The following is a 25,064-nucleotide window of genomic DNA, read 5'->3' on the forward strand; positions in this document are numbered from 1 at the left end:
CTGGATCAGCCCTCGCGGCTGGATTTCAGGTGTCGTGGCCGAATTCCGAGCACAAGCAGGCAGATCCCGTAGACGCCGCCCCCTGTCAGCAGCAGCAGCGTCAGCTCCCAACTGGCCTTGGCCATGCTCCAGGCCCCCCATTGAGCGAGATCCGGTGACAGGTAGCCAAGCAGCCCCCCCATCATCAGGGTCGCCGCCAATAACTTGAGGCAGAAGAACCCGGTCTGACGGGATGGGCGATAGACGCTCTGTTGATACAAGCCTTTGAATAACAAGGCGGCGTTCAGGGTCCCGGCACAGGCAGTGGCCAGCGCCAATCCCACATAGCCGAGGGGGTAGATGAAAATGAGGTTGCACACCATGTTGGTCACCATCGCCATGATGCCGATCCGCACCGGAGTCTTGGTGTCCTGGCGTGCATAGTAGCCTGGGGCCAGCACCTTGATCAGCATCAGTGACAACAGGCCCGTGGTAGAGGCCAGCAGACTGGCACTGGACATCGCCACCTCATGCAGACCGAACTCACCACGCATGAACAGCACCCGCAGTATGGGCTCACGGAGCATGGCAATCCCGATCATGGCGGGCAGGCCGAGCAGCATCACCATGCGCACCCCCCAATCCATGGTGCGGGAAAAATCGGCAGGATCTGAATCCACATGTTTTTTGGCCAGGGCAGGCAAGATGACGGTGCTGATGGCCACCGCAAACAGCCCGAGCGGGAATTCCAGCAGCCTATCCGAGTAGTAGAGATAACTGATGGCACCGGTGGCCAGGAAGGAAGCGAGCATGGTGTTGATCAGCAAGTTGATCTGGCTGACCGAGACGCCAAACAGCGCCGGGATCATCAGGGTGCGGATCTTGACCACCCCGGGGTGATGCCAGCCCCACTTTGGCCATACCAACATGTTGATTTGGCGAAGGAAAGGATACTGGAATAGAAACTGTACCAAGCCGCCCAAGAAGACCCCGATGGCCAGGGAGAGCTCGGGCCTCTCCATCAGCGGCGCTATCCACCAGGCCGACGCTATCATGGTGATGTTGAGAAAGACGGGGGTAAAAGAGGAGACGGCGAAACGGCCGAAGGTGTTGAGTATGGCCCCCGCCATGGCGGTAAAGGTGATAAACCAGAGGTAAGGGAAGGTTATCTTGAGCATCAAACTGGCCAGCTCGAACTTCTCGGCGGCCGGACCACCATGTAACCAGTCCCAGAACCAGCCCCAGCCAAACAGCGCCGTCAGCACACCGGAGCCCAGCACACCGAGCAGAGTCACTATGGTCACTATGCCGCCAAGGGTCCCCGCCACCGCCGCCAGCAGCTCGCGTACCTCCCGCTCATCGCCATTTTTTTTGTACTCGGTCATGACGGGGACGAACGCCTGGTTGAAAGCACCTTCGGCAAAGAGCCGTCGCAGGAAGTTGGGAATACGATTGGCAAAGAAGAAGACGTCGGCAGCCGCGCCTGCACCGAGCAGATTGGCGATAACCACATCGCGAACCAAGCCCATCACACGGGATACCAGTGTCATTGAGGACACTATCATACCGGATTTGATCAATTTCTTACTCAAGACGAGGCCTCTGGAACTGTCAGAATGGAAAGAATGCTGCTAGAATCGGCCGACAGTTTAACCGCCTCCCAACTGACACACCACCGGGGGGCGGTGTTTATTTGCACAAATCATTTGACAATATGTGGTTGAGAAGGCATATTTCCGGGCCTTTTCAATACACTCGCTAAGACAGTTTTAGGAGTTTTACCTTGGCTAATATCAAATCTGCTAAGAAGCGCGCGATTCAGTCAGAGAAACGTCGTCAACACAACGCCAGCCGTCGTTCAATGACCCGTACCTATCTGAAGAAAGTAATTGCTGCCATCGCTTCTGGCGACAAAGCTGCTGCCGTTGCTGCTTTCGCTACCGCTCAGCCGATCATGGATCGCATGGCTACCAAAGGCCTGATCCACAAGAACAAAGCTGCTCGTCACAAGAGCCGCCTGTCTGCCCAGATCAAAGCTATGGCTTAATCAGCTTCGGCTGAATAAAGCAAAAAAACCGGCCTCTGTGCCGGTTTTTTATTTATCTGTCGTGCAGTAAAGTTTATGCAACAAACCTATCATCTCGCGCACCTCATGGCTGCGCAGCGAATAATAGACCGTCTGGGCCTCTTTTCGCGTCTCCACCAACTCATCCCGCCGCAGTACAGCCAGGTGTTGTGACAACGCAGACTGGCTCAAGCCAAGTACTTCATTCAATTCGCCCACCGACAACTCCTTGTCTAGCAGCTGACAAAGAATGAACAGCCTTCTCTCGTTGGCCAGCGCCTTGAGCAAGGCTACCGCCCTGCCTGCATTCGCCTCAATCTCCTCCACTACCATGGCGCTCTCCTCTGACGTCAATGGCGATAATAGCTTGATTGGCCTCAATTTAAAACGACAGGGTCGCGGGCTGTATGGTGGAAAAGTTCTCCTGCCCGGCAAACAGGAAAGAGAAGTCACTCTCGCATACCCGCTTGACCGCCGGGTGCTGGATCATCCGCTCGGCAAAGATGACGTAATACTCCTCCATCAAGTCCTGGGTCTCGCCGATCAGCATGACCCCCTCCCCTTCCAGTATCTCTTCCCGGTAGATGGTGGGCGCCATAAAGATACCCTGGTTGAAGAAACCGAACGCCTTCATCAACGCCGCGTCATCGAACTCGCCCAAAATGCTGGGGGAGATGCCTTGCTGCTCGAACCACTGGGTCAATTGACGCCCCATGGCGGTACGGCGACCCGGAATGAGCAACTTGCGCTCCTCCAGACAGGCGGGAAAGGGTTTCTCAGGCAGTGGTGCCTTACAGAAGAAGCTGACCCCACAGCCGCCGAGCCGCTTGGAGAGCAGGCCGGCATGCTGGCTGGAGTCCACCGGACAGTCGGAGAGGATCATGTCGAGCTTGTGCTCGCTCAATTGCTCGAGCAGCAACTCGTGGGTCGATTCGAAGCAGCGCAGATGGATGGAGCCATCATTGGGAATGACAGAGAGCAGTACCCGGCTAGCCAGGCGCTTGGAGAGCGCATCGGCGATACCGACGTCGAACAGTATCTGGCTCTCCTTGCGGTAGTTGACGATATCCAGCATCTCGTAGGAGAGGCTGAACATCTTGTCGGCGTAACGAAACACCAGCTGGCCCAGCTCGGTGGCCTCCAGAGAGCGTCCCTTGCGTTTGAGCAGCTTACCCCCCAGTCGATGCTCCAGCAGCTTGATCTGGCCTGTGACCGTCTGGGGAGTGAGGAAGAGTGCCTCCGCCGCCTGAGTGACGGAGCCCTTCTTCTGAGTCATCCAAAAATAGTAGAGGTGATTGTAGTTAAGGTGTGACATCCGATGGGGTTTCCGCGCTGCGCGGACTCCGGTAGCAGCTGAGTTCAACCGCCAGAATGTCATACATGTCGCTGACCGAGTCAACCTTGTTTGCCGCGAACTGGTTAATCAGGGTCTGTTTCAACTTGACGGCATCGGGTCGACGCTGGTCACAGTAGCGTTTGTTGTCATGCTTGAGTCGCTCACCGACCCGGCTGCGAAGCGCTCGCTCCTGGAAGGTTTCCCCAAAGCGGGCGCGGGCCTGTTGATCCCCCATGCCCAGGGCGCCATCCACTACGCCATCGAGATAGGCGGAGCAGTCAGGCGAAACGGCATCCTGCTTGCATTGTTCCAACCCGCTGGCCCATGCCATGGTCGGCCCAAGCAGCATCAACATCACCACAATCTTCCTCATAACCCCTCCGTACTCTGATTGGCGATCCCCTTGGGCAGGGACAAGCGCAGGGCGACATAGCCCACCACGGCGGCCAGGGTAGAGCCGACCAGTATGCCCAGACGCGAGTAGCTGCCGTAATCCATGCCGCCGTGCTCGAATGCCAGGGAGGCAATGAACATCGACATGGTAAAGCCTATGCCGCACAGAATGCTGACCGCAAAGATCTGGCGGAAGTTAACCCCAGGTGGCAGCTGAGCTATGCCCAGACGCACCGACAACCAGCTGATAGTGAATACGCCCAGTGGCTTGCCCACGAACAGACCCAGCATGATGCCCATTGGCACAGGGCTCAGCAAGGTATCCAACCCTATGCCATCGAGGGAGACGCCAGCATTGGCAAAGGCAAACAGCGGCAAGATCAGATAAGCACTCCAGGGATGGAGCTGATGTTCCAGGTGCTTGAGCGGCGATACATGGCGCTCCCCCTTGAGGGGGATCAGGAAACCAACCACTACCCCGGCAAGGGTCGCATGGACACCTGACTTGAGCACGGCAACCCAGAGCACCAAACCGACCAGCATGTAGAGGGAGATGCGATCCACACCCCGGCGATTCATCCACACCAGGATCAGCGTGGCCACCAGACCCACTGCCAGCGCCGTCAGTGACAACTGCTGGGTGTAGAAAAGGGCAATGATGATGATGACTCCCAAGTCATCCATGATGGCCAGCGCCAGCAGGAACACCTTGAGACTGGTCGGTACCCGCTTGCCGAGCAGCGCCATGACACCGAGGGCAAAGGCGATGTCGGTAGCCGCCGGTATGGCCCAACCTGCCCGGGTCACGTCGTCCGAATAGTTGAAGAAAGAGTAAAGCAGGGCAGGCACCAACATGCCCCCCACGGCAGCAATGGCCGGGAAGGTCGCCTGCTCCCTGGAAGAGAGTGCCCCTTCCATCATCTCCCGCTTCACCTCCAGGCCGACCAGCAGGAAGAAGATGGCCATGAAGCCATCGTTGATCCAGAGCAGCAGGGGCTTGTGGATATCCAGTGCAGAAATACGCACCTGAACCGGGGTGTTGAGAAAGGCTTGATAGGCATCAGCCAAACTGGAATTGGCGAGCAAGATAGCAACCAGTGCCGCGAGGATAAGAATAATCCCCGAAGCGGACTCCAGTTTCAGAAAGCGTTTTAATACATCACTCATGGTCAAGCTATCCCCCAAAAATCCTATTGGATTCAGTCTAGACAGGGATGGGAACAATGAAAAATCGTTTCTTACAGCCTAAACCAACGGAAAAACCGAAGGCAAAATCTTAATGAGCGGCTATAAGCATATATCAAGCCACTGGGCACTAGGTCGAACCGGCACTCTATCAATGAATAGTTACCTTCATATTTGCATATTTTGCATATAAAGAAGAGATGAAAAAGGCGCCCGCAGGCGCCTGAGTATTAGATGGCGACGGGCGCCTTGATGCCAGGATGGGGATCGTATCCCAGGATCTCGAAATCCTCGAACTGGTAGTCGAAGATGGAGCCCGGCTTGCGTTTGATTGCCAGTTGCGGCAGTGCGCGTGGTTCCCGGGAGAGTTGCAGCGCCGTCTGCTCCATGTGATTGGAATAGAGGTGTACATCACCGCCGGTCCAGACGAAGTCGCCTACCGCAAGATCGCACTGCTGGGCCACCATGTGGGTCAACAGGGCATAGCTGGCAATATTGAACGGCAGACCCAGGAACACATCACAGCTGCGCTGGTAGAGCTGGCAGGAGAGCTTGCCGTCCGCCACATAGAACTGGAAGAAGGCGTGACAGGGGGCCAGCGCCATCTTGTCCAACTCACCCACGTTCCAGGCCGAAACGATGATGCGGCGAGAGTCCGGGTTGTGCTTGATGTCATCGATGGCCTTCTGGATCTGATCGACCACGGTGCCATCGGCCGCCGGCCAGGATCGCCACTGAGCACCATAGACAGGACCCAGATCGCCATGCTCATCGGCCCACTCATCCCAGATGCTGACCCCATGTTCCTTGAGATAGGCGGTATTGGTATCGCCATTGAGGAACCAGAGCAGCTCGTGAATGATGGAGCGCAGGTGGCACTTCTTAGTCGTGACCAAAGGGAAACCCTCGGCCAGATTGAAGCGCATCTGATGACCGAACAGAGACACAGTCCCCGTACCGGTACGATCAGATTTGACCGTGCCCTCATCCAGGATTTTCTGCATCAGGTCAAGATAGGCCCTCATTTAGCCTCCTTGGGGGCATTACCAAACAGGCGAGGCTGCTTGTAAGCGGCCCAGACCATGAGGGCACCGGCCAGTATCATGGGGGTAGAGAGGATCTGTCCCATGCTGATCTCCTGGAAATAGAGACCAAGCTGGGCATCCGGCTGGCGTACAAACTCCACCAGGAAGCGGAACAGACCGTAGCAGAACAGGAAGAGGCCCGAAATGGCACCACGGGGCGGCTGCTTGCGCCAGAACAGATTGAGGATGATGAACAGCACCACCCCTTCCAGGGCAAACTGGTAGAGCTGAGATGGGTGGCGCGGCTCGGGGCCAGCCTCCGGGAAGATGATGGCCCAGGGCACATCGGTGACCCGGCCCCACAGCTCGCCGTTCAAGAAGTTGCCGATGCGGCCAACCCCCAGTCCGAACGGGATCAGCGGCGCCACAAAATCTGCCACCGTGAAGAAGTGACGCTTGGTCTTGTGGGCAAACCAGACCATGGCGGTGATGACACCAATCAGGCCACCGTGGAACGACATACCGCCGGTCCAGATCTTGAACAGATAGAGGGGATCGGCCAGGAATAGGTCGAAATTATAGAAGAGTACGTAGCCGACTCGTCCCCCCAGGATCACCCCGAGGAAACCGTAGAACAGCAGATCCGAGACCTCATCACGAGTCCAGCCACTGTTGGGACTGTCGGCGCGGCGGCCAGCCAGCCACATGGCGAAGGCAAAACCGAACAGGTACATGAGGCCATACCAGCGTACCGACAACGGCCCCAGGCTGAATGCGACGGGATCAATCTGTGAGAAAACCCAATATCCATCGTGCTGCATAAGCGTCTCTGTCAAACGAAAAGCCGCATTTTGCGATGAATCTCGCAGGGGGACAAGGTTTGATGTTAATCAGTTAAGGCTTATGACCGGCTCGCAGCAGACCACCCAGGCCCTGTTCTTCCAGATAGCGGGCGAACAGACCGCGCAGCACATGGGGGTTGTCATGTTTGAGCCCCTCGGCCAACAGGCTGCTCAGCTCGCTCAGCCTTGATTGGCGCAACACATACTTGATGCGGGCTATGTTGTGGGTATTCATGCTGAAGCGGCGATAGCCCATGGCCAGCAGCAGCAGCACGCCGACCGGATCCCCAGCCAGCTCGCCGCAGACCGACACCGGCTTCTTGTATTGATGGGACGCATCGACCAGCAGTTGCAGGGCCCGGATCACCGCCGGGTGGAAGGCGTCATAGATGTTGGCCACCCGGGCATTGTTGCGATCTACCGCCAGCAGATACTGAGTCAGATCGTTGCTGCCCACCGACCAGAAGTCGATGAGGGGGGCCATCTCCGGCAGGATGTAAAGGGCGGAAGGCACCTCTATCATGGCGCCAAGGCTGGGATAATTGATGGTGGCGCCGCGGGTGGCCGCCTCTTCCGAGACTTCCCGCCAGGCCTGATCGAGCAGACGACGGGAGGCTTTTATCTCCCCCACGCTACTGATCATCGGCAGCATGATGGTGAGGTTGTCCAAGCCCTCGCTGGCGCGCAGCATCGCCTTGAGCTGTACCAGGAAGAGCTCGGGGTGGTCCAGAGTGAGCCGGATCCCTCGCCAGCCGAGGAAGGGGTTCTCCTCGACGATGGGGAAGTAAGGCAGGGGTTTATCGCCGCCGACATCCAGGGTACGCATGCAGACGGGGCGATCGCGATAGGTTTCGAGAATGCCGCGATATCGCGCCGTCTGCTCCATTTCCGAGGGGAAACTGTCTTGCAGCATGAAGGGGATCTCGGTGCGATAGAGTCCCACCCCGTCGGCCAGCTGATTGAGGGATATCTCGGTGTCGGCGCTGAGGCCGGCGTTGAGCAGCAAGGAGACCTTGACGCCATCCGCCGTCTCGGACGGCAGGCTATCGACGCTGCGCACCAGGGTATCGAGGGCCCGCTCCTCATCGAGCAACTGGCGATATTCGGTGAGCAGCAGGGCGCTGGGTTCGATGAAGAGATCGCCGCTGTAGCCGTCCAGGATGAGCGGACGACCGCCAATGTCACCGAGGGGCAGCTCGACCCCCATGATGGCGGTAATACCCATGGCCCGTGCCAATATGGCGGCGTGGGAGTTGGTTCCCCCCTTGAGCGACACCACTCCGCTCAGAAACTCTCGCGGGATCTCGGCCAATATGGTGGCGGTCACCTCATCCGCCACCAGAATAACGGGTTCACCTATGGTGAAATGTTCGGGTTCATTCTGCACCAGACGGCTGATGAGCCGCTGGGCTATGTCCTTCACATCGGTGGAGCGCTCCCGCAGATAGGGATCCTTCATGCTCCGGAACTGATCGATCAGCCGATCGCTGACCAGCTTGACCGCCGAGACCGCAGTCCAGTGCTCCTTGCTGACCTTATGACGGATCGGCTTGATGTAGCTGGGATCATCGAGCAGATGCAGATAGATGTCGAAAATGGCGACCGAATCCTGGCTGTAGCTCTCGCGAAAGCGCAGCGCCAGACTCTCCAGATCGTGACGCACCTCTTCGACCGCCTCATCGAGACGGACCAACTGAGCCTGGTGATCCTCATCCTTGCGTGGATTGATGGTATTGAGCGCCTTGCGCGGGCGCCAGACCCAGGCCTTGGCGATGGCAATGCCACTGGCGCCAGCGATGCCGCGCAGTGGCTTGCTCCAGTCGGTTTTCTGCAACCAGCCCTTGGTCTGGGCATGGGCGATCCGGGCCGCCAGTTGAGCGGCCAGCGTCACGAGGAAGGACTCCTCGCTCTCATCAAACAGCCGGCTCTCTTTTTGCTGCACCACCAGGATGCCCACCACTTGGCGCTGATGCATGATGGGAGCGCCGAGGAAGGAGCGAAATGCCTCCTCGGCCACATCGGGCAGAAACTTGAAACTGGGGTGGGAGGGGGCATCGGCCAGGTTGATCAGCTCTTCGCGTTGACCCACCAAACCGACGATACCCTGTTCGAACGGCAGCGTGGTCTTGCCTACCGCAGCCTGTGCCAGGCCGTCAGTGGCCGCCAGCCGGTAGCAGCGAGCCTCGGGTTCGGAGACGTAAACAGAACAGCAGGATACCTGCATGGCGAGCCGGGTTTGGCCCACCAATGCTTCCAGTGCCTGTTCGAGGGTGTTGGCCTGGGCCATGCTCTCGACGATACGCCTCAATTCCGTCAGCAAATACTCTGCTCCTTAGCGAGAACGGTGGCGCCGTCCTTCCTTCTTGTTACTCACCTGCTGCACCACTGGCATAGCCAGCGGAGCAAACTCCTTCATCACCCTGCGATACACCTCCCGTTTAAAGGAGACGACCTGCCGCACCGGATACCAGAAACTGACCCAGCGCCAGTCATCAAACTCAGGATGACCATAACAGCCAAATTGAATGTGCGACTCGCAACCAGCATTCAACTGCAGCAGAAACCATTTCTGTTTTTGGCCAACACAGACCGGTGAACTGTCCCAACGGACAAGACGTTTGGGTAAGCGATATTTGAGCCAGTTACGGCTGATAGCCAGTATGGTCACATCCTCGGGCTTGAGGCCAATCTCCTCATACAATTCCCGAAACATGGCCTGCTCTGGTGTCTCACCCTCATCCACTCCCCCCTGGGGAAACTGCCAGGAGTGCTGTCCATAGCGCTTAGCCCACAGAACTTGTCCTTCGCGGTTACAGATCACGATGCCGACATTGGGACGAAACCCGTCACCATCTATCACGTGATCACCTTATAAAGGCTGAATCTATAAGGAGATTGTTCCACATTCACCCCTTGGCAGCAAACGGCGGTTACATTCCGCGAATCATGAATAACTTTCAATTTCAACCCAAGTTATAAACAAACTCAGGGATCCTCATCCAGGAGTTGCTCACGCTAACTGTGTATAACACTGTGAGCAAACGGGTATACCCCCACATACTAGCAAACGAGATCCCGAACGAACAGTCATATCCATCTTGGAACAGTTAAGAATAACTTCTTTAAATACATACAAATAACCATAAACAACTGGATCAAGATCCATGACTTTATCGCCTCAGGATCCCGGATCCAGATTGTGAACAAGTCTGGGTGCTCAAAGATCCATCAAGAGGAAATTATCCACAAGGCCTGAGCTCTTTCTCACCAGGATCCCGGCTGAAAAAGCGGTCAGATCACATTTTTTTTCTCCCAAAGTGGGAACTGATCCCCATGGGGATCAGTTATCCAAGTTTTCTGTGGATAACTATGTGTAACAAGCAGGGCAAACCCTTGGACAAGTTCAAGGCCTGAGGATCCTGATAACAACAAAGCCAGATTTCCTCATCAAAATCATTTAAAATCATGGTGATAAGTAACAGCGTCCCATTAAGAGTCCCCCACTTTTCCCGTTCAGCCCACTGCTGATAAAATCAGCAGATCCAGATCCGGGTCGCTGATCCCAACCCTTTCAACCACAGGAGAAGCTATGCCTATGCCCATGCCACCCCAGTCAGAGCAGGAGCTGCTGACCCGTGCTCATGCCATCGCCGGGTTCACCCTGGCCCAACTGGCAGCTGAGGCCGGCATCAAGGTGCCCCGGGATCTGCGTCGGGACAAGGGCTGGGTAGGTCAACTCATCGAGTGGCAGTTGGGCGCCAGTGCTGGCAGCAGACCGGAGCAGGATTTCCCCGAACTGGGCATAGAGCTCAAGACAATACCGGTGGATCCCAGAGGCAAGCCGCTGGAAACGACCTTCGTCTGCGTGGCGCCGCTGGTTGGCATCAATGGCCAGCACTGGGAGGCATCGAATGTGCGCAACAAGCTCTCCCGGGTGCTCTGGATCCCGGTCGAAGGCAGTCGCGATATCCCGATAGGAGAGCGCCGGGTTGGCATGCCGCTGTTGTGGATCCCCAGTGCCGAGGAGGATGCCTTGCTGCGCCAGGACTGGGAGGAGCTGATGGACATGATAGTGCTGGGAGAGGTGGAACAGATCAGCGCTCGTCACGGCCAAGTGATGCAACTGCGCCCCAAGGCCGCCAACAACAAGGCACTGACCCGCGCCATTGGTAGAGCTGGCCAGCCGATCATGACCCTGCCCAGGGGCTTCTATCTCAAGATCCCCTTCACCCACGCCCTGCTGATGCGCCATTTCGCCTTGCCCGAATGAGACTTTATCTATCGTCTTGTCATGAATTGGTATAAAAATAACCAATCTGGTTTCTTCGTAGCCAATGACAAGGAGGCGTCATGCCTATCAACAAGCAGTTCCTCAAGTCCCGTCCGGAAGTCAAGGTCACCTTCGAAGTGGAGAAAGCCGCCGCAGAGGGGGCTGAGCAGGTGTTACTGCTGGGGGAGTTCAACCAGTGGCAACCGATCGAGCTCAAGCGCATGAAAAGCGGCGAGTTCAAGGCGACCCTCAATCTGCCCACCGATGGTCCCAGCCACTTCGAGTACTGTTATCAGCTGGTTCACTCCGATGGAGAGAGTCGCTACGACAACGACTGGGCGGCGGATGCCTATGTGCCAGGCCCGTTCGGGCGTGACAACTCGGTGGTACGAGTCAGCGCCTAGGCCGCACCCCAGCAACAAAAAAGGCTCGCCATTGGCGAGCCTTTTCACTATCCGTCGATAAATCGACACCAATTCGAATCGAATTAGTTGAGCTTCTCTTTGATACGAGCAGCTTTGCCGGACAGGTTGCGCAGGTAGTACAGTTTGGCGCGACGAACATCACCACGACGCTTCAGTTCTACACTGTGGATCAGCGGAGAGTGAGTCTGGAATACACGCTCAACACCTTCGCCGTTGGAGATCTTGCGAACGGTGAAAGCAGAGTGCAGACCGCGGTTACGCTTGGCAATAACGATGCCTTCGAAAGCCTGCAGACGCTCTTTGCCACCTTCTTTAACACGCACTTGAACACGTACGGTATCGCCCTGGGCAAAAGCCGGGATGTCGCTACGCAGTTGCTCTTGTTCAAGCTGCTGAATAATCTTGCTCATTGTCTTTCCTTACCTAGGATAAACTGAAAACTCTACTAAACGTTGTCACGCACTTCGCGGACATACTCGGCAAGAAGTGACTCTTGCTCGTCAGTCAGAGCTAGGTTGTTAATAAGTTCCGGCCTACGTTGCCAGGTTCGTCCGAGCGATTGCTTGAGCCGCCAGCGTCGAATCACTTCGTGATTGCCGCTTGTCAGCGCCTCCGGCACCGCCAATCCATCCAACACCTCTGGCCGAGTGTAGTGGGGATGATCCAGCAAGCCATCCGTAAAGGAGTCCTGCTCGGCACTGGCCTGATCCCCCAATACCCCTGGAACCAGACGCGAAACCGCATCGATCAGGGTCATGGCAGGCAACTCGCCACCACTTAGCACGTAATCGCCGATAGACCACTCTTCGTCGACTTCGGTTTGTATCACGCGCTCATCGACACCTTCGTATCGACCTGCGATCAGAATAAGCTTCTGATCCCTTGCCAGCTCGGTTACGCCCGCTTGAGTCAGCTTGCGTCCCTGAGGGGAGAGATAGATGACTTTCGCCCCGTCTCCCGCCGCTTGCTTGGCCGCATGAATCGCATCACGCAGCGGCTGAACCATCATTAACATGCCGGGCCCACCACCATAAGGACGATCATCGACCGTACGGTGTTTGTCGTGGGTAAAGTCCCGGGGGTTCCAGCACTCAATCTGCAGCAGGCCACTCTTGACGGCCCGACCCGTTACCCCGTGTTCGGTAATGGCTCGGAACATTTCCGGGAAGAGGCTAATCACCCCAATCCACATAAGAAACCTCCGATACTCTGTTACCGCGGGAAACTAGAAACCAGGATCCCAATCAACTTCGATTGTGCGAGCAGTCAGGTCAATATGCTTGACCACCTGCTCTTCCAGGAACGGAATCAACCGCTCCTTTGCGCCAAAGGCATCTTTTACATTGGCCTCAACCACCAACACATCGTTGGAGCCGGTTTCCATCAATTCGGTCACCTTGCCAAGGTCATATCCTGTGGTGGTCTTTACTGCACAACCTATGAGGTCGCGCCAGTAGAACTCACCATCGGGCAGACTCGGCAACTGATCGGCGGGTACGCCAATCTCGACATTGGTCAATGCCAGGGCATCCTCGCGCACATCGATACCATCGAGTTTGCAGATCAGACCCTTGTTGTGACGCTTCCAGGCCGAAACCTTGAGTTCACGCCACTCCCCGTTCTGATTGATCAGCCAGGGTTTGTAATCGAAAATCGCTTCGGCAACATCGGTGAAGGAGTTCACTTTCAGCCAGCCCTTGATGCCGTAGACGGTACCCAGGGTGCCCAGAACTATAGGTTTATCCACCTTAACTCCCTACCGTTTGACTGATTAAGCAGCTTTAGCAGCGTCTTTGATCAGCTTGGCAACACGGTCAGAAACAGTGGCACCAGTACCAACCCAATGCTCGATACGAGCCAGGTCCAGATTCAGCTTGTCAGCGGAACCAGAAGCAACCGGGTTGAAGAAACCAACACGCTCGATGAAACGACCGTCACGGGCGTTACGGCTGTCAGCAACTACTACCTGGTAAAACGGACGCTTTTTCGCGCCACCACGTTGTAAACGAATGGTTACCATATCGTCCTCATTAACATCTAATGAACAGGGCCCGCAAACACGCGAACCCTAGCTTAAAATAAGCCGCGTAATACTACTTGAATTCATGCTAATTGCAACTGAACCAGCCAATTTTTGCGCAGCTTGCAGACAAAAGAGGCTCCCTCGGGAGGAGCCTCTTGCAGCAGAGGGGATGATACCGATTAGAAGGGGCCGCGGCCACCGCCACCGAAGCCCGGCGGCAGCATGTTCTTCATCTGGCCCATCATCTTGCGCATGCCGCCCTTGCCGGACATTTTCTTCATCATGCGCTGCATCTCGGTGAACTGCTTGAGCAGCTTGTTCACGTCCTGCACCTGCATGCCAGAGCCTGCGGCGATGCGGCGCTTGCGGGATCCCTTGATGAGATCGGGATGAGCTCGCTCCTTCGGGGTCATGGAGCTGATGATGGCCTCCATGCGAATGGTGAGCTTGTCATCCATCTGATCTTTCACGTTGTCCGGCAGACCAGACATGCCCGGCAGCTTGTCGAGCATGCCCATCATGCCGCCCATGTTGCGCATCTGGGCCAGCTGCTCGCGAAAGTCTTCCAGATCGAAGCCCTTGCCACTCTTGACCTTGCTGGCCAGCTTGGCCGCTTTCTCTTTGTCGACGGTGCGTTCCACCTCCTCGATGAGGGAGAGCACATCGCCCATACCGAGAATGCGCGACGCCAGACGATCGGGGTGGAAGGGCTCGAGCGCGTCGATCTTCTCCCCCATACCGATGAACTTGACCGGCTTGCCGGTGATGTGACGCACGGACAGCGCGGCACCACCACGGGCATCGCCATCGGCCTTGGTGAGAATGACGCCGGTCAGCGGCAGCGCCTCATTGAACGCCTTGGCCGTATTGGCGGCATCCTGACCGGTCATGGCATCGACCACGAACAGGGTCTCAACCGGCTTGATGCTGGCATGGAGATCCCGGATCTCGTCCATCATGGCGCCGTCGACGTGCAGGCGACCGGCGGTATCCACGATCACCACGTCATAGAATTTTTTGCGGGCCTGATCGATGGCGGCAGTGGCGATGGCCAGCGGCTTCTGGGTCGCGTCGCTCGGGAAGAAGTCGACGCCGACGTCCCCGGCCAGGGTCTCCAGCTGCTTGATGGCGGCAGGGCGATAGACGTCCGCACTGACCACCAGTACCTTTTTCTTGCTGCGCTCTTTCAGGAGCTTGGCGAGCTTGGCCACTGTCGTGGTTTTACCGGCGCCCTGCAGACCGGCCATCAATATGATGGCTGGCGGCTGGGCAGCCAGGTTGAGCTGCTCGTTGGCCTCGCCCATGACGGAGACCAGCTCCCCATGCACTATCTTGATGAAGGCTTGGCCCGGGCTCAGGGACTTGGCCACTTCCTGGCCAACGGCTCTCTCTTTGACCCGCGCCACGAAATCGCGCACCACGGGCAGCGCCACGTCCGCTTCGAGCAGCGCCATGCGCACCTCGCGCAGAGTCTCTTTGATGTTCTCTTCGGTCAGTCGCCCACGGCCACTGACGTTGCGCAGGGTGCGCGAGAGTCGTTCTGTCAAATTCTCAAACATGACGCTTTCCGGTTCTTGGCATGGTAAATGGCGGCATTATACCTCAGCCATTGCCTGAGGACGATTATTCGCCGCAGCGACTGCGACGACCTGCTCCCTATATATGGGCAGATTGCCGATTGCACAACTGGCGAGCACCTCACCCGCAGGGTATACTGCCTCTCTTGTTCACCTAACTGCTTGTTCAACAACGACCTGGTTATGATCGTGATCTCTGTTCTGGCCCTGGCGTTTTACCTGCTGGCCATCATCGCCTCTCTGCATCTGTTGCTGAGCGCCAAGCCTGCGGGGCAGCACAAGCTGTTCGCCTGCGTGGCGTTCGCCCTGCTCGCCCACGGCATCACCCTGGGTGCCGAGGTGACTCAGACCAACTCAGGCCAGAATCTCAGCATGTTGAACGTGGCCTCGCTGGTGAGCCTCATCATCAGTACCTTCATGACCTGCGCCGCTCGCCGCTTCAACGGCTGGATCCTGCTGCCCGTAGTCTATGGTTTTTCCGCGCTGCTGCTCACGGCAAGCGCCCTGATCCCGAGTCGCTACATCACCCATCTGGAAGCCCATCCCCAGTTGCTGCTGCACATCGGCCTGGCGCTGATGGCCTATTCGGTGCTGATGATAGCCTGCCTGTTTGCCTTGCAGCTGGCCTGCCTCGACCGCCAGCTCAAGTCCCGCAAGCTCAGCCAGCTGCCGGCCATGCCGCCACTGATGACGGTGGAGAAACGGCTGTTCCAGCTCATCTCCGCCGGCCTGTTCCTGCTCACCCTCTCCATCGCCTCCGGCCTCTTCTTCCTGGAAGACATGTTCGCCCAGGGCAAGTCCCACAAGGCAGTGCTCTCCATTCTGGCCTGGTGCGTCTATGCGTTTCTGCTCTGGGGTCATCATACCCGTGGCTGGCGCGGCCGCCGGGTCATCAGTCTGAGCCTCGTCGGCTCAGCAATACTGACCCTCGCCTATTTTGGCAGCCGCTTCGTCAAAGAAGTTCTGCTCAACTGAATCACTCATAAACCAGCACCTGTTAGGAGCCCTTTTTGGACAGCATATCAACGAGCACGTTATTGATTGTTCTCGTTATTCTGATCTTACTATCCGCGTTTTTCTCGAGTTCCGAAACCGGCCTGATGTCGATCAACCGTTACAAGTTGCGGCATCTGGCACAGACCAAGCACAAGGCTGCCCGTCGGGTAGAGCGCTTGCTGGCGCGTCCGGATCGCCTCATCGGCCTCATTCTCATTGGCAACAACCTGGTCAACATCCTGGCATCGGCCATCGCCACCATCGTCTGTATCCGGCTATTTGGTGACTTCGGGGTAGCCATTGCCACGTTCGGCCTGACCATAGTGGTGCTGATCTTCGGCGAAGTGACGCCCAAGACCCTGGCGGCCATGTACCCGGAGAAGATTGCTTATCCGGCGTCCTGGATCCTCAAGGGGCTGATGGTACCCCTCTACCCCTTCGTCTGGCTGATCAATGGCATCACCAGCAGCCTGCTCAAGCTGCTCAAGATTGCTCCCAAGCAGCGCGACTCCCTCAACACGGAGGAGCTGCGCACCATAGTCAACGAGGCGGGCAGCATGATCCCCCAACGTCACCAGGACATGCTGCTCAGCATCCTGGATCTCGACAAGATGACGGTGGAGAACATCATGGTGCCGCGCAACGAGATCTATGCCATCGATATCAATGACGACTGGAAAACCATACTCCGTCAGCTGGTGCACTGCGCCCACACCAAGATCCTGCTCTACCGGGGCAGCATAGATGATGCGGTCGGTTTCCTGCATGCCCGTGATGCCCTGCGCCTCATCGCCAAGGATCAGTTCAACAAATCGAGCCTGCTGCGGGCGGTCAAGGAGATCTATTTCATCCCGGAGGGGACTCCTCTCAATGTCCAGCTTGCCAAGTTCCAGCGCAACAAGGAGCGGATCGGCCTCATTGTCGACGAATATGGCGACATCCAGGGATTGATCACCCTGGACGACATACTCGAGGAGATTGTCGGTGACTTCACCACCTCCATGACGCCCACGCCGAGTGACGAAGTCCACCCTCAGCCAGACGGCTCCTTCCTGGTCGAGGGCTCGGTCAGCATCCGCGAGCTCAACAAGGAGATGAACTGGCACCTGCCGACCGACGGCCCCCGCACCCTCAACGGCGTAATTCTGGAGTATCTCGAAGAGATCCCCCAGCCCAACATCAGCATACGGCTGGCGGGTTATCCCATCGAGATCCTCGAGGTAGAGCAGAACATGGTCACCATGGCGCGCATCATGCCGCAGTTCTACCGCAGCACCGCATCGGACGAGGATGACGACGACTGATGCCAGCCGCGCCCTGACTGCCAAAATGAAGAAGGGCTGCCCGCAGGCAGCCCTTCTTCATTCCGGAGAGCGACTCAGAAGTCGTTGTCGTCGGCGGGGATGTTGAGGGTCGGGATCAACTGGCCGAACACCTGCTCCAACTCGTCGCGGTTGGCCAGCAAGTCCTGCAGGCTATAGCCATCCATCACGGCCAAGAAAGCATTCATGGCATCCTTCAACGCCCCCTTGAGCAGGCAAACCGAGATGATGTGGCAGACGGGCGAATGACAGTCGATGCCATCCAGGTTCCCTTCCAGCTCGCGGATCACCTGACCGATGTTGATGGTATCGGGGGCACAGGCCAGCCGTATGCCGCCATGCTTGCCCCGCTGGGATTGCAGATAACCCAGTTTCACCAGCTGATTGACCACCTTCACCATGTGGTTGCGGGAGACGCCATACAAGGCAGATACCTTGGCGACACTCGACAACTCACCCTCCGGCAGCGTTGCCAGATAGAGCAAGGCTCTTAATCCAAAATCCGTATAACTTGTCAGTCTCATAATGCCTGTTTAGCGCAAAGCGAAAGAGGGAGGATTGATCCTCATCAAATAAACATCTAGGATGCCACTTATTAAATGACATTCTGAATGCTCAATTAGAGAGGTCCTATGTTAGATCAAGCCACCATCGCCGTCATCAAAAGCACCATTCCCCTGCTCGAATCGGCCGGGCCTGCCCTGACCGAGCACTTTTACCAGCGCATGTTTCGCGATAACCCCGAACTCAAGGATGTATTCAACCTGGCCCATCAGCGCAGTGGCGGCCAACCGCTGGCACTGTTCAATGCCGTGGCGGCCTATGCCCGAAACATCGACAACCTGGGTGCCCTCGCTGGCGCCGTGGAACGCATTGCTCACAAACACACGGGTTTCCTGATCCAGCCAGCACAATATCACATTGTGGGTAGTCATCTGCTGGCCACCCTCAAAGAATTGGGTGGTGAAGCGGTCACCGAGGAGATACTGACCGCCTGGGGCAAGGCTTACGGGGTGCTGGCCAATATCTTTATCGGCCGGGAGAGCGAGATCTACCAGGAGAAAGCCGAGCAGCCCGGTGGCTGGCAGGGTAGCCGCCCCTTCGTCATCACACACAAGCAAGCCGAGAGCGACACCATCACCTCCTTTGTCCTGACGCCTGTCGATGGGCTGCCCGTCCTCGACTTCCAACCAGGTCAGTACCTCAGCCTCAAGCTGGCGCATCCTGACCTGAGCTATCAGGAGATCCGCCAATATTCCCTCTCCGATGCGCCCAACGGGCACAGTTACCGCATCAGCGTCAAACGTGAGTCCCGGGGACAAGTCTCCAATCTGCTCCATGACAAACTGCAGCAAGGGGATCGATTGGAGGTGATGCCGCCGGCGGGGGACTTCGTACTGACGGCCAGGCCCGATCAGGCCGTGGTGCTCATCTCGGCCGGTGTGGGCCAGACGCCCATGCTCAGCATGCTCAATCAGCTGCTGGCGATGGGTCATGGCGCCGATATCCGCTGGCTCCACGCCTGCGAGCAGGGCGCGCTGCATGGCTTCAAACAGGATATTCATACCAAGTCTCGCCAACATGAGCGACTGCTCAGCCGGGTCTGGTATCGCGCCCCGACCGAGCAGGATCAACAGGGGGAGGACTATGACTTCACCGGCACCATGGTATTGGCGCAGGTGCAGGAGTTGTTGCCCGTTGACGCGCATTACTACTGCTGTGGCCCCCTGCCCTTCATGGCCAGTATCAAGCAGCAGTTGCTGGCCCTCGGGGTGAGTGGCGAGCGCCTTCATTACGAAGTATTTGGCCCTCATCAAGATCTATAACAACCGGCTATCCATACCAATGAAGGGGAAACAGCCTGCACGGCACGGCGGCTGACCTCCCCATAAAATGAGGGCCCCTGCTGCAAACAGGGGCCCTCTTCTCATCACTGGGCAAAAGGCATCAACCCATGGCCTTGGCCCGCGCCACGGCATTGGCGGGCATGCGACCGGCAAGACGCGACAGCAGGCTGGCCGCCCGACCATGGAGCGCCTTGTCGCCAATCACGGCCCCGTGCAGCAAATGGTAGGCTTCTTCATAATCGAGAGGGCTGCCGAGTCCCGCCAGCAACATTTCGACCCACTCCAACTGCGCCTTGAGCAGACCCTGGCTCGCCGCCTCCCGCATCAGGGTCTCGGCACGCAGCAGATCCTTCTGCACCAATATCCCCTTCCAGTAGTAGCGGCCCAGTTGTTCCAGCGCGGGCGCCAGGCCTTGATCCGCCGCAGCCCACAGGTACTTGACCCCCTGCTCGGCATCGGGCTTCACGCACACGCCCCAGGCCAGCATGTCCCCCCACAGAAACTGGTAGGAAGGGATCTTCATCACATTGGCCCGCGCCTCTATGTCCTGAGTCAACTGGCACCTGTCCTGCTTGACCTGTTTGAGGTGACGGCCCTGTTCAATCCAGTCGAGCAGCTCGTCCTGACGATAGAGGGGGACAACCTGCAGGGGTGCCACCGAGACCGGGGGCAGCTGGACCGCAGGATCTACCACTTCGACCAGGGTAGCGGGCGCCGCCGACACCTGGCCTGCGGGTGTCGGCCACTGGGGCAGGCCCGCACCGGGCAGAGCGGATGGCGTGGCAGCCTTGGCCTGGGTGGCCGGCAACCCTGGGTTGGATGCCGCAGCTATCTCGGCAGGCTGCACCGCCCCCTTGACTGGTTCAGGCACCGGCGCAGGTACAGATGCGGCCGCCAACATGGGATCGGTCGCACCGGTGTCAATGGGTTCTGCATCAGCCTGAGCGGCCAGCAAACACGTAAAGATAATGAGGGGGAAGAGGTTCATCATGGGTTCTCCTGCTGCTCTCCTGTATCGGCCACAGGGGCAATCCCTTAAGTCAGGATGAAATCCGGATGGAAAATGGCCGCCGCCAGGATGACAAAAGGGGAGCCTGAGCTCCCCTTTTCAACCGTCATACGTCTTACTTGACGAAGTCGACGCCCAGCTGGATGTCGGCTTTCAGGGTGGCCAGCATGCCATCCATCGCTTCCTGCTCGAAGGCACTCAGCTTGCCGTAGTCCAGTATGGTCTCGACGCCGTGCTTGCCCAGCAGTATGGGTTGTGCGAAGAAGCTGGCGTGCTCGCCATCGCCTTCCACATAGGCGCACTCGATGACGTTGGCTTCGCCCTGCAGACCCTTGATGAGGGAGAGGCCGAAGCGGCAAGCCGCCTGACCCATGGAGAGGGTCGCTGAACCGCCACCGGCTTTGGCTTCAACCACTTCGGTACCGGCATTCTGGATGCGCTTGGTCATGGCAGCCACTTCCTCGGCAGAGAAGTTGGCACCCTCAATCTGGGACAGCAGCGGCAAGATGGTCACGCCGCTGTGGCCGCCAATGACGTTGACGCGCACTCTATCAACGTTCAGCCCCTTGGCCTCGGCCACGAAGGTCTCGGCACGGATCACGTCCAGGGTGGTGATCCCGAACAGGCGACGCTTGTCATAGACACCGGCTTTCTTCAACACTTCGGCGGCGATGGCGACCGTGGTGTTGACCGGGTTGGTGATGATGCCGATCAGCGCCTGCGGGCAGGATGCGGCACACTTCTCGACCAGGTTCTTGACGATACCGGCGTTGATGTTGAACAGATCGGAGCGATCCATGCCGGGCTTGCGCGCCACACCGGCGGAGATCAGCACGACATCGGCGCCAACCAGAGCCGGGCTCGGGTCTTCGCCACAAAATCCTTTTACTTTCACGTCAGTCGGGATGTGGCTCAGATCGACGGCAACACCCGGGGTCACGGGGGCAATATCATACAGGCTCAATTCGGAACCAGCAGGCAGGCGATTCTTCAGCAACAGGGCAAGGGCTTGGCCTATCCCACCGGCGGCACCCAGAACGGCAACTTTCATGATCAACTCCATGTTTAAGCAGGTTTAAGGTTGTTTCTTGTTGTGCGCCCAACCTTAAAGGATCCCCCCCTAAAAAACAATCTGATAACAGTTGCGATAACACGTTCTGTGAGCTACGGAACAGCCAGCGCCGAAAGCGGGGGGGAAATATGAAAAGTGGAAGGAGAAGCACAGATTTTCTGTGTTTCTCCTTCCATCAGAGGGTCAATATCTGGCGTTTAGCCTTGGAAAGCCAGGGCTCGGCGCTCGCACCAGCGAAAGCCAATTGTTAACAAACCATTCATGCAGAGGTAGAGGGCCCCCGCCACGGTAAACACCGCCAGGGTGTCATAGGTCTGGGCATTGAGACGCTGGGCCAGCCCCATGATATCCATGATGGTGATGGTGCTGGCAAGGGAGCTCCCCTTGAGGACCAGGATCACCTCGTTGGAGTAGGCAGGAACCAGGCGACGGGCGGCGTGACGCACCTTCATCCACAGGGTTTGGCCCGGCGTGAAGCCCAGGGCACGACAGGCTTCCACCTCCCCCGCCGGAATGGCCTCCAGCGCCCCCTTGAACAGGCGGGTCGAATAGGCGGCCGTATTGAAGCCAAGGGCCAACACGGCGCAGAACCAGGGTTGCTTGAGCAGGGGCCAGAGTGGCCCGCTCTTGAGCCACTCGAACTGGCCGGGCCCGTAATAGATAAGGAAAATCTGGATCAGCAGAGGGGTACCGGTGAACACCAGCACCCACAGTTGCACCAGCTGAGTCGCCAGCGGGATGCGGCGCTCCAACACCCAGGTCATCAGGGCCGCCATGGCCACCCCGAGCAGCAGGCTCAGGGCGGTCAGCTGCAAGGTGGTACCAAGTCCACCGAGCAGAGTCATCAGATAGTCTTGCATCCCTAACCTCCGTAGCGCCGGCTATAACGGGACGCCTGCTTGAGCCCGAATTCACTGACCAGACTGATCGCCAAATAGATGAGGGCCGCCGTGGCATACCAGGTGAAGGGCTGGTAGGTACTGGCCGACGCCATCTGTGCCTGACGCATCATCTCGTTCACCCCGATGAGGGAGACCAGGGCGGTATCCTTGAGCAGCACCAGCCACTGATTGCCCAGCCCGGGCAGGGCGTGACGCCAGGCCTGAGGCAGCACGATGCGAAAGAAGGTCCGCCCCCGTCCCAATCCCAGCGCCTCGGCGGCCTGCCGCTGACCGATCGGCACCGCATTGAGGGCGCCGCGCAGGGTCTGGCAGGCATAGCTGGCAAACAACAGAGAGAGTGCCAGCACACCGCAAGCGAAGGGGCTGAACTCCACATACTCCCCGGTGATGAGGAACAGCACCTGGGTCGAGCCAAAGTAGATGAACAGCACCACCAGCAGCTCGGGCAGGCCGCGGATCAGGGTGGTGAGGGTGGCAACGGGCCAGCCGAGCCAGGGCTTGCCGCTGAGTTCAGCCGCGCTGAATGCCAGCGCCAGCACCATACCCCCAACCAGAGAGGCCAGGGCCAGCCCCAGGGTCATCCAGGTTGCGTCGAGCAGCAGACTCAGCATGGCTTACTGCGCGAAGTACTTGTCAAAGATCTGCTGATAGGTGCCATTGGCCTTGATCTCGGCCAGCCCCTTGTTCAGCTGAGCCAGCAGCTCTTTATTGCCTTTGGCTACGGCGATGCCAAAACCCGTGCCGAAGTACTTGGCATCGGTCACAGGCTTGCCCATCACCACATACTCTTTGTGCTGTTTGAGCCAATCGGCGGCCACGGCGGTATCGGCAAAGACGGCATCGGTACGACCGTTCATCATGTCGAGGAAGGCGCTCTGATAGCTGGCGTAAGGCACGGTGAGCAGGCCCTTGCTGACCCAGTTATCCACCAGATAGGACTGATGGGAACTGCCGTTCTGGACGCCGACCGTCTTGTCGACCAGCTCTTCCGGGCCCTTGAAGGCATCCTTCTTGGCCACGAATACGGCGGAGTTCTCGTAATAAATGTCGGAGAAATCGACCTGGGCGGCACGCTCCGGGGTCACGTCCATGGCGGCGATGGCGGCATCGAAGCGATGGAACTTGAGGCTGGGGATCAGGCTGTCAAACGCCTGGTTATGGAAGCTGCACTCCAGCTTGGCCTGCGCGCAGATGGCGCGGGCCAAGTCGATGTCGAAGCCCTGAAACTCGTTCTTGTCATCCAGATACTCGAACGGGGCATACGTTGCCTCGGTGACAAATTTGATCTCTTTGGCCACAACGGTCGTGCTCAGCAGTCCCATGGCCACGGCCAGCAATATGCTCTTTTTCATGTGATTGTCCTTGTCAAAATGAAGGGATTCAGTGATTCAGAAACTCGGCAAAACGACGGGTTCGGGGTGAGGTGAAGATCTCGGCGGAGCCGGATTCCACAATCTGACCCCGCTCCAGGTAGATCACCTGGCTGGCCACCTTGCGGGCGAAATCGACCTCGTGGGTCACCACCACCTGGGTGATCCCGGTCTTTGCGAGACCACGAATGATCTGGGCGACCTCCTTGGTTATCTCGGGATCCAGCGCCGCCGTCGGCTCATCAAACAGCAGGACCTCGGGGTCCATCATCAGGGTACGGGCGATGGCCACACGCTGCTGCTGGCCACCGGAGAGCCGGGCCGGCCAGGCATCGCGCTTGTCGGCGAGCTGCAACTGGGTCAGCAGGTAGCCGGCCTTGTCGATGGCCGCCTGCTTGCCCATGCCGAGCACCTTGATGGGCGCCTCGATGAGGTTTTCCAGCACGGTGAGATGGGGCCAGAGGTTGTATTGCTGGAACACCATGCCGACTTTGCGACGCAGCGCCTGGGCTTCGCGGGCAAAATCCCCCTTGGAGAGGGTCGACGGGAAAGAAAATTCACTCTTGCCGATGCGTAAAGTACCGGCATCCGGGGTGTCGAGCAGGTTGAGCATGCGCAGCAACGAGCTCTTGCCCGCACCGCTTGGGCCCAGCAATACCAAGGTCTCGCCGGGATTGGTGCAAAAGGATACCTGTTGCAGAACCTGCTGTTTGTGCCAGGACTTGTCGATAGCGTTTAATTCAATACCCATACAACCCGATTGAATAAGTTTTCAAAATTTCGTCCTGATTTTAATCTCAACATGGGTATATGCAAGCTAAACTTGCATCGATATGCAGTACAAACCGCAGTTCCTTGCCAAAAAAGGCATACGAATGCAAAATGGCCATGCTGAACAGCTGCCGCCTGCGTACCACAGGCCGCCACCCTCCCTCATTCGTGAGTCCAAGATGAAGCATAACGACAAGCAAGAAAAACTGGCGAAGGCCTTTAAAGCCTTGCTGAAAGAAGAAAGATTTGGCTCCCAGGCAGAGATAGTCACGGCCCTGCAAGAGATGGGTTTTGAAAACATCAACCAGTCCAAGGTATCGCGCATGCTGAGCCGTTTCGGCGCCGTTCGCACCCGCAATGCCAAGATGGAGATGGTCTACTGCCTGCCGGTCGAACTCGGCGTGCCCACCACCTCCAGCCCCCTCAAGAACCTGGTACTGGATGTCGACCACAACGGCGCCCTGGTGGTCATCCACACCAGCCCCGGTGCCGCCCAGCTGATCGCCCGCCTGCTCGACTCCCTCGGCAAGGCCGAAGGGATCCTCGGCACCATCGCCGGGGATGACACCATCTTCATCACCCCGACCAGCGATACCGATATCGAAGAGCTATACCTCTCCGCCCTCGAACTGTTCGAACAGACCCCGTAATCCGG

The 25,064-nt window shown here is 57.8% G+C and carries 28 protein-coding genes; 7 read left to right on the top strand and 21 right to left on the bottom strand.

All coding sequences use genetic code 11. From position 1 onward, the window contains the following. Positions 1-5: 5 nt before the first annotated feature. The gene (gene murJ, locus BN1130_RS19985; RefSeq protein WP_042044199.1) at positions 6-1,571 is read right to left on the bottom strand and encodes a murein biosynthesis integral membrane protein MurJ; all 1,566 of its coding nucleotides are present in this window, start codon (positions 1,569-1,571) and stop codon (positions 6-8) included. 191 nt (positions 1,572-1,762) lie between these two features. Here murJ and rpsT point away from each other — a divergent pair, with 191 nt between their 5' ends. Further along, on the top strand, positions 1,763-2,026 hold the full coding sequence (gene rpsT, locus BN1130_RS19990) for a 30S ribosomal protein S20 (protein ID WP_005892298.1): 264 nt from the start codon (positions 1,763-1,765) through the stop codon (positions 2,024-2,026). A gap of 48 nt (positions 2,027-2,074) precedes the next feature. On the opposite strand, the gene BN1130_RS19995 is transcribed toward rpsT, so the two are convergent. From BN1130_RS19995 to rppH, 8 genes are all read right to left on the bottom strand, one after another. After that, the gene (locus BN1130_RS19995) at positions 2,075-2,377 is read right to left on the bottom strand and encodes an ArsR/SmtB family transcription factor (RefSeq protein ID WP_042044200.1); all 303 of its coding nucleotides are present in this window, start codon (positions 2,375-2,377) and stop codon (positions 2,075-2,077) included. Between the two features lie 49 nt (positions 2,378-2,426). After that, positions 2,427-3,359, bottom strand: coding sequence for a transcriptional activator NhaR (gene nhaR / locus BN1130_RS20000; protein ID WP_042044201.1), 933 nt, complete (start codon positions 3,357-3,359; stop codon positions 2,427-2,429). Beyond that, entirely contained in the window at positions 3,346-3,735 is a 390-nt protein-coding gene (locus BN1130_RS20005) for a hypothetical protein (RefSeq protein WP_370736623.1), read from the bottom strand. Before BN1130_RS20005 ends, nhaR begins: the two co-directional genes overlap by 14 nt. 14 nt (positions 3,736-3,749) lie before the next feature. Then, positions 3,750-4,940 carry a Na+/H+ antiporter NhaA gene (nhaA, locus tag BN1130_RS20010; protein ID WP_042044203.1) on the bottom strand — a complete coding sequence of 397 codons (1,191 nt, stop codon included), beginning with the start codon at positions 4,938-4,940 and terminating at the stop codon, positions 3,750-3,752. A gap of 248 nt (positions 4,941-5,188) precedes the next feature. Further along, positions 5,189-5,983 (bottom strand): thymidylate synthase, encoded by a 795-nt coding sequence (gene thyA / locus BN1130_RS20015; RefSeq protein WP_042044204.1) that lies wholly within the window; start codon positions 5,981-5,983, stop codon positions 5,189-5,191. Continuing rightward, positions 5,980-6,804 (bottom strand): prolipoprotein diacylglyceryl transferase, encoded by an 825-nt coding sequence (gene lgt, locus BN1130_RS20020; protein ID WP_042044205.1) that lies wholly within the window; start codon positions 6,802-6,804, stop codon positions 5,980-5,982. The genes thyA and lgt overlap by 4 nt, the downstream gene beginning before the upstream one ends. A 73-nt stretch (positions 6,805-6,877) precedes the next feature. Continuing rightward, positions 6,878-9,145 (bottom strand): phosphoenolpyruvate--protein phosphotransferase, encoded by a 2,268-nt coding sequence (gene ptsP, locus BN1130_RS20025; RefSeq protein ID WP_042044206.1) that lies wholly within the window; start codon positions 9,143-9,145, stop codon positions 6,878-6,880. A 12-nt stretch (positions 9,146-9,157) separates the two neighbouring features. After that, a complete protein-coding gene (rppH, locus tag BN1130_RS20030; RefSeq protein WP_084218272.1) occupies positions 9,158-9,685 on the bottom strand; it encodes an RNA pyrophosphohydrolase in 528 nt (175 codons plus the stop codon). Between the two features lie 735 nt (positions 9,686-10,420). Here rppH and mutH point away from each other — a divergent pair. Together mutH and BN1130_RS20040 are read left to right on the top strand one after the other, a co-directional pair. Beyond that, positions 10,421-11,095 (top strand): DNA mismatch repair endonuclease MutH, encoded by a 675-nt coding sequence (mutH, locus tag BN1130_RS20035; RefSeq protein ID WP_042044408.1) that lies wholly within the window; start codon positions 10,421-10,423, stop codon positions 11,093-11,095. Between the two features lie 80 nt (positions 11,096-11,175). Further along, positions 11,176-11,499 (top strand): isoamylase early set domain-containing protein, encoded by a 324-nt coding sequence (locus tag BN1130_RS20040; RefSeq protein WP_042044208.1) that lies wholly within the window; start codon positions 11,176-11,178, stop codon positions 11,497-11,499. Positions 11,500-11,582: 83 nt separating this feature from the next. Here the strand turns inward: BN1130_RS20040 and rplS are convergent, their stop codons facing one another. From rplS to ffh, 5 genes are all read right to left on the bottom strand, one after another. Next, positions 11,583-11,930: a 50S ribosomal protein L19 gene (rplS, locus tag BN1130_RS20045; protein ID WP_005892418.1), complete on the bottom strand. Its 348-nt coding sequence runs from the start codon at positions 11,928-11,930 to the stop codon at positions 11,583-11,585. A 35-nt stretch (positions 11,931-11,965) separates the two neighbouring features. Then, a complete protein-coding gene (gene trmD / locus BN1130_RS20050; RefSeq protein WP_042044209.1) occupies positions 11,966-12,712 on the bottom strand; it encodes a tRNA (guanosine(37)-N1)-methyltransferase TrmD in 747 nt (248 codons plus the stop codon). Positions 12,713-12,745: 33 nt separating this feature from the next. After that, positions 12,746-13,267: a ribosome maturation factor RimM gene (gene rimM / locus BN1130_RS20055; RefSeq protein WP_042044210.1), complete on the bottom strand. Its 522-nt coding sequence runs from the start codon at positions 13,265-13,267 to the stop codon at positions 12,746-12,748. Between the two features lie 24 nt (positions 13,268-13,291). Next, entirely contained in the window at positions 13,292-13,540 is a 249-nt protein-coding gene (gene rpsP, locus BN1130_RS20060; protein WP_005892422.1) for a 30S ribosomal protein S16, read from the bottom strand. 182 nt (positions 13,541-13,722) lie between these two features. After that, positions 13,723-15,102 carry a signal recognition particle protein gene (ffh, locus tag BN1130_RS20065; RefSeq protein ID WP_042044211.1) on the bottom strand — a complete coding sequence of 460 codons (1,380 nt, stop codon included), beginning with the start codon at positions 15,100-15,102 and terminating at the stop codon, positions 13,723-13,725. A gap of 201 nt (positions 15,103-15,303) precedes the next feature. Between ffh and BN1130_RS20070 the strand changes: the two genes are divergently transcribed. Continuing rightward, the gene (locus BN1130_RS20070) at positions 15,304-16,095 is read left to right on the top strand and encodes a cytochrome C assembly family protein (protein WP_042044409.1); all 792 of its coding nucleotides are present in this window, start codon (positions 15,304-15,306) and stop codon (positions 16,093-16,095) included. A gap of 35 nt (positions 16,096-16,130) precedes the next feature. Then, positions 16,131-17,420, top strand: coding sequence for an HlyC/CorC family transporter (locus BN1130_RS20075; RefSeq protein WP_042044212.1), 1,290 nt, complete (start codon positions 16,131-16,133; stop codon positions 17,418-17,420). Positions 17,421-17,494: 74 nt separating this feature from the next. On the opposite strand, the gene BN1130_RS20080 is transcribed toward BN1130_RS20075, so the two are convergent. Beyond that, positions 17,495-17,962, bottom strand: a complete 468-nt coding sequence (locus BN1130_RS20080) for an Rrf2 family transcriptional regulator (protein ID WP_042044214.1) — start codon at positions 17,960-17,962, stop codon at positions 17,495-17,497. Between the two features lie 108 nt (positions 17,963-18,070). On the opposite strand from BN1130_RS20080, the gene hmpA reads away from it, so the two are divergent. Beyond that, entirely contained in the window at positions 18,071-19,264 is a 1,194-nt protein-coding gene (gene hmpA / locus BN1130_RS20085; protein WP_042044215.1) for an NO-inducible flavohemoprotein, read from the top strand. Positions 19,265-19,385: 121 nt separating this feature from the next. On the opposite strand, the gene BN1130_RS23145 is transcribed toward hmpA, so the two are convergent. From BN1130_RS23145 to BN1130_RS20115, 6 genes are all read right to left on the bottom strand, one after another. Then, positions 19,386-19,934, bottom strand: coding sequence for a tetratricopeptide repeat protein (locus BN1130_RS23145; RefSeq protein WP_198135322.1), 549 nt, complete (start codon positions 19,932-19,934; stop codon positions 19,386-19,388). A 475-nt stretch (positions 19,935-20,409) separates the two neighbouring features. Continuing rightward, entirely contained in the window at positions 20,410-21,345 is a 936-nt protein-coding gene (gene mdh / locus BN1130_RS20095) for a malate dehydrogenase (RefSeq protein WP_042044216.1), read from the bottom strand. A 218-nt stretch (positions 21,346-21,563) separates the two neighbouring features. After that, a complete protein-coding gene (gene artM, locus BN1130_RS20100; RefSeq protein WP_042044217.1) occupies positions 21,564-22,226 on the bottom strand; it encodes an arginine ABC transporter permease ArtM in 663 nt (220 codons plus the stop codon). Positions 22,227-22,228: 2 nt separating this feature from the next. Further along, positions 22,229-22,879, bottom strand: a complete 651-nt coding sequence (gene artQ, locus BN1130_RS20105; protein ID WP_042044218.1) for an arginine ABC transporter permease ArtQ — start codon at positions 22,877-22,879, stop codon at positions 22,229-22,231. 3 nt (positions 22,880-22,882) lie between these two features. After that, positions 22,883-23,620, bottom strand: coding sequence for a transporter substrate-binding domain-containing protein (locus tag BN1130_RS20110; RefSeq protein WP_042044219.1), 738 nt, complete (start codon positions 23,618-23,620; stop codon positions 22,883-22,885). A gap of 28 nt (positions 23,621-23,648) precedes the next feature. Beyond that, positions 23,649-24,389, bottom strand: coding sequence for an ATP-binding cassette domain-containing protein (locus BN1130_RS20115; RefSeq protein WP_042044220.1), 741 nt, complete (start codon positions 24,387-24,389; stop codon positions 23,649-23,651). Between the two features lie 199 nt (positions 24,390-24,588). Between BN1130_RS20115 and argR the strand changes: the two genes are divergently transcribed. Continuing rightward, positions 24,589-25,059 (top strand): transcriptional regulator ArgR, encoded by a 471-nt coding sequence (argR, locus tag BN1130_RS20120; protein ID WP_005308670.1) that lies wholly within the window; start codon positions 24,589-24,591, stop codon positions 25,057-25,059. Positions 25,060-25,064 lie beyond the last annotated feature (5 nt).

Origin of the sequence: Aeromonas rivuli (assembly GCF_000820045.1) — a bacterium.
Classification (GTDB): Bacteria; Pseudomonadota; Gammaproteobacteria; order Enterobacterales; family Aeromonadaceae; genus Aeromonas; species Aeromonas rivuli.

What these genes read in the sequence shown, in the direction of transcription:
- rplS (WP_005892418.1), bottom strand. Translation starts at nt 11,930, where the DNA reads ATGAGCAAGATTATTCAGCAGCTTGAACAAGAGCAACTGCGTAGCGAC.
- nhaA (WP_042044203.1), bottom strand. Translation starts at nt 4,940, where the DNA reads ATGAGTGATGTATTAAAACGCTTTCTGAAACTGGAGTCCGCTTCGGGG.
- mutH (WP_042044408.1), top strand. Translation starts at nt 10,421, where the DNA reads ATGCCCATGCCACCCCAGTCAGAGCAGGAGCTGCTGACCCGTGCTCAT.
- BN1130_RS20040 (WP_042044208.1), top strand. Translation starts at nt 11,176, where the DNA reads ATGCCTATCAACAAGCAGTTCCTCAAGTCCCGTCCGGAAGTCAAGGTC.
- BN1130_RS20080 (WP_042044214.1), bottom strand. Translation starts at nt 17,962, where the DNA reads ATGAGACTGACAAGTTATACGGATTTTGGATTAAGAGCCTTGCTCTAT.
- lgt (WP_042044205.1), bottom strand. Translation starts at nt 6,804, where the DNA reads ATGCAGCACGATGGATATTGGGTTTTCTCACAGATTGATCCCGTCGCA.
- rpsP (WP_005892422.1), bottom strand. Translation starts at nt 13,540, where the DNA reads ATGGTAACCATTCGTTTACAACGTGGTGGCGCGAAAAAGCGTCCGTTT.
- artQ (WP_042044218.1), bottom strand. Translation starts at nt 22,879, where the DNA reads ATGCTGAGTCTGCTGCTCGACGCAACCTGGATGACCCTGGGGCTGGCC.
- BN1130_RS20110 (WP_042044219.1), bottom strand. Translation starts at nt 23,620, where the DNA reads ATGAAAAAGAGCATATTGCTGGCCGTGGCCATGGGACTGCTGAGCACG.
- argR (WP_005308670.1), top strand. Translation starts at nt 24,589, where the DNA reads ATGAAGCATAACGACAAGCAAGAAAAACTGGCGAAGGCCTTTAAAGCC.
- BN1130_RS20115 (WP_042044220.1), bottom strand. Translation starts at nt 24,389, where the DNA reads ATGGGTATTGAATTAAACGCTATCGACAAGTCCTGGCACAAACAGCAG.
- hmpA (WP_042044215.1), top strand. Translation starts at nt 18,071, where the DNA reads ATGTTAGATCAAGCCACCATCGCCGTCATCAAAAGCACCATTCCCCTG.
- ffh (WP_042044211.1), bottom strand. Translation starts at nt 15,102, where the DNA reads ATGTTTGAGAATTTGACAGAACGACTCTCGCGCACCCTGCGCAACGTC.
- trmD (WP_042044209.1), bottom strand. Translation starts at nt 12,712, where the DNA reads ATGTGGATTGGGGTGATTAGCCTCTTCCCGGAAATGTTCCGAGCCATT.
- BN1130_RS20070 (WP_042044409.1), top strand. Translation starts at nt 15,304, where the DNA reads ATGATCGTGATCTCTGTTCTGGCCCTGGCGTTTTACCTGCTGGCCATC.
- thyA (WP_042044204.1), bottom strand. Translation starts at nt 5,983, where the DNA reads ATGAGGGCCTATCTTGACCTGATGCAGAAAATCCTGGATGAGGGCACG.
- BN1130_RS20005 (WP_370736623.1), bottom strand. Translation starts at nt 3,735, where the DNA reads ATGTTGATGCTGCTTGGGCCGACCATGGCATGGGCCAGCGGGTTGGAA.
- nhaR (WP_042044201.1), bottom strand. Translation starts at nt 3,359, where the DNA reads ATGTCACACCTTAACTACAATCACCTCTACTATTTTTGGATGACTCAG.
- BN1130_RS19995 (WP_042044200.1), bottom strand. Translation starts at nt 2,377, where the DNA reads ATGGTAGTGGAGGAGATTGAGGCGAATGCAGGCAGGGCGGTAGCCTTG.
- mdh (WP_042044216.1), bottom strand. Translation starts at nt 21,345, where the DNA reads ATGAAAGTTGCCGTTCTGGGTGCCGCCGGTGGGATAGGCCAAGCCCTT.
- artM (WP_042044217.1), bottom strand. Translation starts at nt 22,226, where the DNA reads ATGCAAGACTATCTGATGACTCTGCTCGGTGGACTTGGTACCACCTTG.